We start from the raw sequence: 7,144 nt of genomic DNA, 5'->3' as shown, positions 1-7,144 counted from the left end.
CAGCTGCATTCGGAAAATTCGCAGAGGGTACAAAAGTCTTTCAGGTAGCCGCGAAAAATAGTAAAATAGTTGGTAAGTTGGAAGAAGTAACGGCATTAATGAATAAGTTGCCGGATAGTATGAAGAATGTTGTGGAGAAGATTAAAAATATTGAGATCCCGAATTTATTCCCTGAACCTTTGTTAGCTGGTGTTGGGAATGGAGGAGGAAGAAACGCACTTGGTGGAGAGTTATTTTCTGTTGCTAAGAGTGAAACTAAGGGTACGGGTAATGTTGGTAAGGGAGCTAGTGAGGCTGGGAAACATGTAGATGATGTGAAAATCCCTGAAAATATAAAGAAATGGAATTATCCACCTAGTGAAGAATTATATAAGAAATATGAGGATGTATATAAGAATCCAAAATACTATGACCAAGAAACAGGGGAAATTCATTGGCCGCCTAATGATGGATTTGTTTCGGGAACTCAAAAAGTGGAAACATTACATCCTGGAACGAAGTTGGATAGATATGGTAATCCGGCAGGTTCTTTTTTAGCTCCTGAAAGTGATTCGTTCCCAAGTAGAGCTTTGGCCCCGCATAGTGAACAAGCGCCTTATTATGTTTATGAGGTTATTGCTGATTTTGAAGTAACTTCAGGGAAAATTGCTCCTTGGTTTGATCAGCCAGGTGGAGGAACGCAAATTATTAAATATAAACCTAATGGTCGAACTTACTCTATAGAAGAATTAATAGAGCTTGAAATTATTAAACAAATAAAGCCATAAAGGAGCATGAAATATGGACTTAAGTGGTATATATAATTTAATTGAAACAGAATTTAAAGTGATTAAAAGGGAAAAAAATATTATTTGTGTTGCACCATTAGGTGGGGAAGATTATCCTGAAACTATTGTTAAGTTAACTTTTAATAAAGTAAATAATCATTATGAGATTTTTGAAGTTGTTAGAGGAAAAGAATACAAAGTAGATACATTTTCAGATAAATATAAATCAGCATTGGCTTTATATATTTTTTCGAAAAGTAAGTTAGAAGTAAGAAAGTATGATACAAATGTTCGAAATGAGATTAGGAGTACAACATCATTAAATAATATTCAAAAGATATTCAAAACGTTTTCAGATGATCAGTATTATTCTTTTTTCGAACTTAAGCCAGATAGAATAATTTTAGAAAAAAGCACCAATGATAGATATAATGTTTTATTTTTAGGGAAAAGTAACTCTAAGATTTATATAAATAAATCTAGAGAATTGAATAGTGCCGCGGTTGTTCTATACAATTTTTCTTTTAAACTAAGCCAATTTTATGATCTTATTAATATGATTGAAGTAAAGACGGATTCTGATTTTATAGAAACTTTAAAAGAATTATATCTTTTGGGTTGAAGAATGCAAATATGTATCTTTGAAGGCTCTGTTGGGTTCTGCTGCAAAGTTTTTTAAATGAAGCTAAACTGTAGGGAAAATGTACTGAGGAGAATGATACATGAGATATTTTAAAGGAAAACAGTTTCAGAAAGGTTCTGTTGCAAAGTTTGAAAAAACACAAACTCATTTGCAAAATATAGTTATAGTTTAAGCAGTTCTGAATAACTCCTGTAATTCCTTGTACGTCGAAAAAGAGAAGTCACATTCTAGACTTCTCTTTTGTTTGTATATAGCATGAATCGTTTCGATTCCTTTCAAGGTACGTGAAGCTTGACGAAGACTTTGAAATCCTGCGGATTTGGTAAAACGTCTTTTTACATGTCGGTGATCTTGTTCTATGAGATTATTGAAATGTTTGACGGTGCAATGTTTCGTATGCACATAAAAGTCGTTACTTTTCAGTTTTTTGAAAGCGCAAAGTAAGGCAGGAGCTTGATCTGTTGTGAGAACCGTTGGTTCCCCAAATGCTTTGACTAATCGCTTCATAAACATATAGGCAGCTTTGTGATTACGTGTTTTACGAAGTTGAATGTCCAAAGTATAACCATCTCCATCAATTGCACGATAAAGATAGCGCCAGTCCCCTTTTACTTTGATGTAAGTTTCATCTAAATGCCAAACATGGTCTACCGATTTATTTTTCTTCTTCCAAATTTGATAGATGATATTTCCATATTCATGAACCCAGCGCATAATAGTTGTAGGATGAACTGAAACACCACGTTCTTTCAAAATTTCAGATACATCACGATAGCTTAAAGAAAAACGACAGTAATAGCCAACAGCTATTAAAATAATGTCTTTCTGAAGGTTCTGGTGCAAAGATAAAATGAAAACCAGTAAAACGCATATATTCCTAACAGAATTATATTTTATGCTACAAGTTCAAACAATTGATGGATGAATTCTTTCTGATTTTGGACAGACGGGTTGATCTTACCCCCGTCAAGTGGACAGCTGTAAAAAAGACTATGCAGCCATCGAGATTCGATATTCAATCGGAGCTCGATGGTTAAGCCTTTTTTGGAATCGTTTGTAGTTGTAATGATAGATGTATGTTTCAATAGCTTGAATTAATTCTTCCTTTGTTTGATAATAATTAAGATAAAACATTTCGGATTTAAAATGAGAGAAGAATGATTCAATGCAAGCATTGTCATGGCAGTTTCCTTGGCTACCGATGGCACTTAGCTGTTGAAGCGTGCGGTAATAAGCATGAGATGTATATTGGAATCCTTGATCTGAGTGGATGATGGTTCCATACACATCCCTTTTTTGTGCTGCTAAATCTAACGTTTTTAGGACAAGTTGTAAATCATTACGATGTGAGAGTTTCCAAGCAACGATTTCATTGTTATAAATGTCTTGAACGACCGAGAAATAGAGAAATTTATCTTTGAATGGCAAATAAGTGATATCTATGACAAGTACCTCATTTGGTTTTCGGTTTCGGAATTGTTGTTCTACTACATTCGGAAAAACCTTTGAGGATTTCCCGTTAAAAAAGCGTCGCTTTTTACGGATGATTGATTGAATTTGAAGTTCTCGCATAAGTCTACATCCTTTTTTGTGATTCACTAAAAATCCAGCCTCTAGTAAGGCAATTTTCATGCGAGGATAACCGTATTCCTTGTGTTTTATGTGAATGGCTTGAATCTGTTCACGTAATGTATGATCCTTTGAAAGGCGTAATTGTCTTTGCGTACATGTTGAGTGCCACTTATAGTAGCTAGATTGATTTAACTGCGCAATGACGACTAGCCAGGTTACTTTGTATCGAGAACGTAGTTCTTCAATAATCTCGTACTTAGCCGTTTGAGTAAGAACACCTCCTATAGATTTGGATACTGCTTTTTTAAATAAGCCACCTGCGCCTTGTAGTATTCCAATTCTTCTTCCACAGTATCGAATTTCGTACGAGGACGACCTTTCAAGAGGTTTTTTAAGCCGCTATTGCCGCCGTTGTTTCCCCGCAAGTCTGAAATATCACCTGTTTCTTGATATCTCCGGACCCAATTCATTAACTGTGTTCTACTTTTCAGCTTATATTTCTTAGCTATAGCTGTTTGGCTATCTTCACCATTTAAATAACTTTTTACAACTTGTATCTTTAATTCATCTGAATAAGTTTGAAATTTATCCCCTTTTTTAACCATAATAAAATCCCCTTCAAGTAAAAGTGTAACATCCATGTTTATTCATGGTCTTTTTACACTGTCTACCTTAAGGGGATAATATCAAAGTGCTCTGCAGCCTTATGATTCCAACGCATAATCGTTGTATGAGAAATGGATAAACCCCGTCCCTCCATCATTTCCACCAAATCACGAAAACTTAGGTACCATCTTACCGTTAATAAGATAATATCAGGCTGATAGTACTTCCATTTGAACCAATTTTTCCTTTCCATACCGATCACACACCTTTATAGAGTAATAGTGTCCAGTATGTCTAAGATTTAGAGATTACTTGTAATTACCTTGAAGTTTTTGCACCAGAACCGTATTTGGAATACTCTACATCATAAGGTTTATATTCTTCGGGGAGGTTGTAACTACTGAATTATGATCTTCCTTTTTCTATTTCATTTATTTTTTAATGTTTATATTATCGCTTCTTCTTTCGATGTATCATTTAAGACACGTGTGTATATAATAAGGGGCAAAGAAAGAAGCTCGCTTGGTCTAAGATTTAATATAATTTTAAAATTATATTATCCGTAAGGATAGTTAAAAACCAAGGAGATGATTTTATGGGAGGAGCTATTAAGGTCACACCCGAACAACTAAAATCTCAGGCGAAAATTTATCAAACTGCCTCTTCACAAATTGAAGACGCTATTCGTAAAGTGAATTCTATGAATTCAACGATTGCCCAAGAATGGCAGGGGGAAGCTTTTCGAGCTTACTTGGATCAATTCAAACAGCTTGAAGGTAATGTGAAACAAATGGAAAATTTATTACAAAGTATTCATACGCAGTTGACCAAATATGCAGATACTGTCGCAGACCGTGATCGTCAGGATGCAAGTTCGTTTGGCTTAAATTAAGTGTTTAAAAAAGGTGTCGGTGCAACTCATTGTGCTGACACCTCTTTTAATTAATCTGATCGGACGTGATGCTCTGATTCCATAAGAAATTATTGGACGAGCGCAAATCAAACTAGACGAGCCACATGAAGTTCAAATTTATTTACTAATTCATGGAGAAAGTGATATTGATTGATCGATTGAATAATTTAGAACAAGAGATTACACAGATAAATCAGCAATGGAAGGGCACAAGTTCTACCAAGATTCCGATGTTATCTAAAAAGATCTCTATGCATAATTTTTATACAAATCAACAGGTAAAAGAGATGTTAGATAATCTACAATTACCACTTGCCCTAAATAAGGAAACCACAAATGTCGTTGGTTTTGTACCAGAAAAACATGGTTATTTAAAGAAATCAGTAGTTGCTTTGAAGATGCGTTAGTAACAGTCCTTGCAGTTAGTTATTTCTATACTGATAGTTTCTTTTATTCGATGAACTCTGATGTAAAACAAAAAGATAGTCTTGATGGGGAAACTAGATTTTGAGGAGGGAAAACATTATGGCTCAAGAGGAAGATAAAGCCAAAGAAGCTGCACGAAAAGCGGATATCCATGCACGTGTTGATCGATTTAACGCAAGTTATGATAGTAAAATGGCTAGTCACAGGGCAAATGCCCAAAAGTTAGAGCGCTTAAAAGCCGCAAAGAGATCTTTACAGGGAGAACTTCATCATTTTGATTCTTATAAGAAAGAGTTTACCAATTTAGGCAGGAGTCTAACAACAAGCCAGTTCAAAGGAACACGTCGTGATAAATTCGATAAAAAATTAGAAGAAATCACAACAGCGCTTGATGCAGATAAAGAGAAGCACAATGAAAAGCTAAACGCGATGAATAATAAAATCATTCTATTAGAAATGGATCAGTCTATAATAGGTGACGCTATTGCGAGCATTTCAGCAAGTATTAGCGGTTTGCGTGCTATGTTATAGAAAAAGGAGAAAATACCAATGGGGAAAATAGGTATAGATAAAGGGAAATTTAAAAGTGCAGTCACAAATGCAGAGAGCGCAGTTAGTCAGATAGAGAAAGTTCCCTCACCGAACATTACCAAGAATAATCTATCTCGGTTGACGGGTTTTCAAAATTTAGTAGAGAAAGCCGGAACAACTTTAGAAGCATTTAAAGGAGTATCTTCTGCTGACACGGGCAAAATGAAAGCCGTCGCGGACAAAATTGTCGATGAAGATGCTAAAATGGCGAATGTAATCCAACAAAATACAGCGAGGTTCAAATAATATGGTCGAATATAACAAACGAGAACTTTTAGAAGTTGTTTTACAAAATGACAAAACATTAGATTTAGAGATTACTGACGAACTATTACAAATGGGTAACTTGCTGGGGAATCAGCCTTCCCTTTTTCGTGAGGTTTACAAGGCGTTTCGAAATCAAGAAGATGTCTTTGAGAACAAACCAAAAATCGGCGCAAAATTCTCAGTGACATTTGATTATCCGAATGAGACAATTCGTTTTGAACGATTAGAAACGCAATTAGTCATTCCATTTTCTCAATTTTTACGTTTGATGGGTTTGATTGATGCGTGTTATAGCGAAATTTTACCGCTGGGTACCGTTGTGGAATTGGACGTAGACATGATGCCAGAAGTAATTCAAAATATGTTCAAGAATAGTGAACTCGGAGAACTCGTGATTTTAACAGGGCGCAAAGTACCGTTAAGAGAGGGATTTAACGATTATGTGGTAGATTATCTTGGTTACTTGTGGCCGTTTGGTGAAATGAGCAACACACCAGCGATTTATGTGTCCAATATGATGATTAAGCGAGTTGTTTCACCTGGGATGACGAATGAATGGGAAGAACAATTTGCTTTTACTTTCTTACGAAGTATGCAAGTAGCAAATGGCAAGTTATCCAGTGCCTTTTTACCACTAGATAAAGCGCTCGCTTTCTATGAAGCTGTTCATACTTCAACAGAAAGCGAGGCCGATTAAATGGGCTTTCAAGTAGATTTAAAGGAATTCAATGAAATACTGGCAAAACTCCAAAAAGACACCAGTAAAACCAATGAACAACTTGAACAAGCCAAAAACGCATTGAATGGCATTATCCAGGCCGATGCCATGCAGGGTGCAACAGGAAATGCGATAGTCAACGACATCAACAATAACCAAAATACAGTTGTGATTGGGTTGAAAAATACCAATGAATTACTCATTGCGGAAATGTCGACAACTTTACAAGATTTTCAGTCAACAACGGGAGAAAGTCATGAGAATGCGGTTATTCTAGAAGATGCATTGCTTCAAGCGCAGAACAAACTTTCCAATCTTCAACCCAAGAAACATGAAATGGATAGTCGCATCTCTAATATTTACAACAGCGTAAGTGATTTGATTTCACTGAGTATGCCGAACAGCCAGTTTGATGAAAAACTGGTTGCAGCCAGCAAAGAACTAGAGGATACGATTCAAAAAGTACAGCAATTTGAAAGCAAAAAAGAAAAAAGCGATGCGGAAAACATCCTCAATGCCTTAAACAACCAAGTTCAAATTGCAGGGAAGATGGGTAGTTTATCTTATACTGATCCGCAACTGCAAGCTTTCTTTGCACTAGATGATTTGGCAAAAGGCATTCATGAAATGGATACACAAAT

At 35.7% G+C, this 7,144-nt stretch carries 11 protein-coding genes and 1 pseudogene; 8 read left to right on the top strand and 4 right to left on the bottom strand.

Features of this window, described 5'->3' with window-relative positions; genetic code table 11:
- Window positions 1–767, top strand: a 767-nt coding sequence (locus Q3V31_RS30485; RefSeq protein WP_329767691.1) for a TNT domain-containing protein, incomplete at its 5' end; no start/stop codon positions are given.
- Between the two features lie 13 nt (window positions 768–780).
- A complete protein-coding gene (locus Q3V31_RS30480; RefSeq protein WP_090814631.1) occupies window positions 781–1,389 on the top strand; it encodes a hypothetical protein in 609 nt (202 codons plus the stop codon).
- A gap of 189 nt (window positions 1,390–1,578) precedes the next feature.
- On the opposite strand, the gene Q3V31_RS30475 is transcribed toward Q3V31_RS30480, so the two are convergent.
- The 4 genes and pseudogenes from Q3V31_RS30475 to Q3V31_RS30460 form a co-directional block, all read right to left on the bottom strand.
- Window positions 1,579–2,253 carry an IS6 family transposase gene (locus Q3V31_RS30475; protein ID WP_420866277.1) on the bottom strand — a complete coding sequence of 225 codons (675 nt, stop codon included), beginning with the start codon at window positions 2,251–2,253 and terminating at the stop codon, window positions 1,579–1,581.
- A gap of 147 nt (window positions 2,254–2,400) precedes the next feature.
- Window positions 2,401–3,231: an IS3 family transposase gene (locus Q3V31_RS30470; protein WP_245749822.1), complete on the bottom strand. Its 831-nt coding sequence runs from the start codon at window positions 3,229–3,231 to the stop codon at window positions 2,401–2,403.
- A 32-nt stretch (window positions 3,232–3,263) separates the two neighbouring features.
- The gene (locus Q3V31_RS30465; RefSeq protein ID WP_090814634.1) at window positions 3,264–3,587 is read right to left on the bottom strand and encodes a helix-turn-helix domain-containing protein; all 324 of its coding nucleotides are present in this window, start codon (window positions 3,585–3,587) and stop codon (window positions 3,264–3,266) included.
- An 80-nt stretch (window positions 3,588–3,667) separates the two neighbouring features.
- Window positions 3,668–3,841, bottom strand: a pseudogene (locus tag Q3V31_RS30460) (IS6 family transposase); the annotation flags it as partial.
- Between the two features lie 342 nt (window positions 3,842–4,183).
- Here Q3V31_RS30460 and Q3V31_RS30455 point away from each other — a divergent pair.
- The 6 genes from Q3V31_RS30455 to Q3V31_RS30430 all read left to right on the top strand — a co-directional run.
- The gene (locus Q3V31_RS30455) at window positions 4,184–4,480 is read left to right on the top strand and encodes a WXG100 family type VII secretion target (RefSeq protein ID WP_144488639.1); all 297 of its coding nucleotides are present in this window, start codon (window positions 4,184–4,186) and stop codon (window positions 4,478–4,480) included.
- A gap of 167 nt (window positions 4,481–4,647) precedes the next feature.
- Window positions 4,648–4,908 carry a hypothetical protein gene (locus tag Q3V31_RS30450; RefSeq protein ID WP_144488638.1) on the top strand — a complete coding sequence of 87 codons (261 nt, stop codon included), beginning with the start codon at window positions 4,648–4,650 and terminating at the stop codon, window positions 4,906–4,908.
- 118 nt (window positions 4,909–5,026) lie between these two features.
- The gene (locus tag Q3V31_RS30445; RefSeq protein ID WP_329767690.1) at window positions 5,027–5,458 is read left to right on the top strand and encodes a DUF5082 family protein; all 432 of its coding nucleotides are present in this window, start codon (window positions 5,027–5,029) and stop codon (window positions 5,456–5,458) included.
- An 18-nt stretch (window positions 5,459–5,476) separates the two neighbouring features.
- Complete coding sequence (locus tag Q3V31_RS30440) at window positions 5,477–5,764, top strand: TIGR04197 family type VII secretion effector (RefSeq protein ID WP_087996717.1); 288 nt, start codon at window positions 5,477–5,479, stop codon at window positions 5,762–5,764.
- Between the two features lies 1 nt (window position 5,765).
- Window positions 5,766–6,482, top strand: a complete 717-nt coding sequence (locus Q3V31_RS30435; protein WP_044441008.1) for a DUF4176 domain-containing protein — start codon at window positions 5,766–5,768, stop codon at window positions 6,480–6,482.
- A partial coding sequence (locus Q3V31_RS30430; RefSeq protein ID WP_329767689.1) for a T7SS effector LXG polymorphic toxin occupies window positions 6,483–7,144 on the top strand: 662 nt, incomplete at its 3' end.

The organism is Bacillus nitratireducens, assembly GCF_036320425.1.
GTDB classification, from domain to species: Bacteria; Bacillota; Bacilli; order Bacillales; family Bacillaceae_G; genus Bacillus_A; species Bacillus_A nitratireducens.
The sequence above is the reverse complement of the archived record's forward strand: the minus strand, read 5'-3'. Positions and strand labels throughout refer to the sequence as shown.

Coding starts and splice junctions, on each gene's coding strand:
- Q3V31_RS30435 (WP_044441008.1), top strand. CDS start 5,766: ATGGTCGAATATAACAAACGAGAACTTTTAGAAGTTGTTTTACAAAAT.
- Q3V31_RS30455 (WP_144488639.1), top strand. CDS start 4,184: ATGGGAGGAGCTATTAAGGTCACACCCGAACAACTAAAATCTCAGGCG.
- Q3V31_RS30445 (WP_329767690.1), top strand. CDS start 5,027: ATGGCTCAAGAGGAAGATAAAGCCAAAGAAGCTGCACGAAAAGCGGAT.
- Q3V31_RS30480 (WP_090814631.1), top strand. CDS start 781: ATGGACTTAAGTGGTATATATAATTTAATTGAAACAGAATTTAAAGTG.
- Q3V31_RS30440 (WP_087996717.1), top strand. CDS start 5,477: ATGGGGAAAATAGGTATAGATAAAGGGAAATTTAAAAGTGCAGTCACA.
- Q3V31_RS30465 (WP_090814634.1), bottom strand. CDS start 3,587: ATGGTTAAAAAAGGGGATAAATTTCAAACTTATTCAGATGAATTAAAG.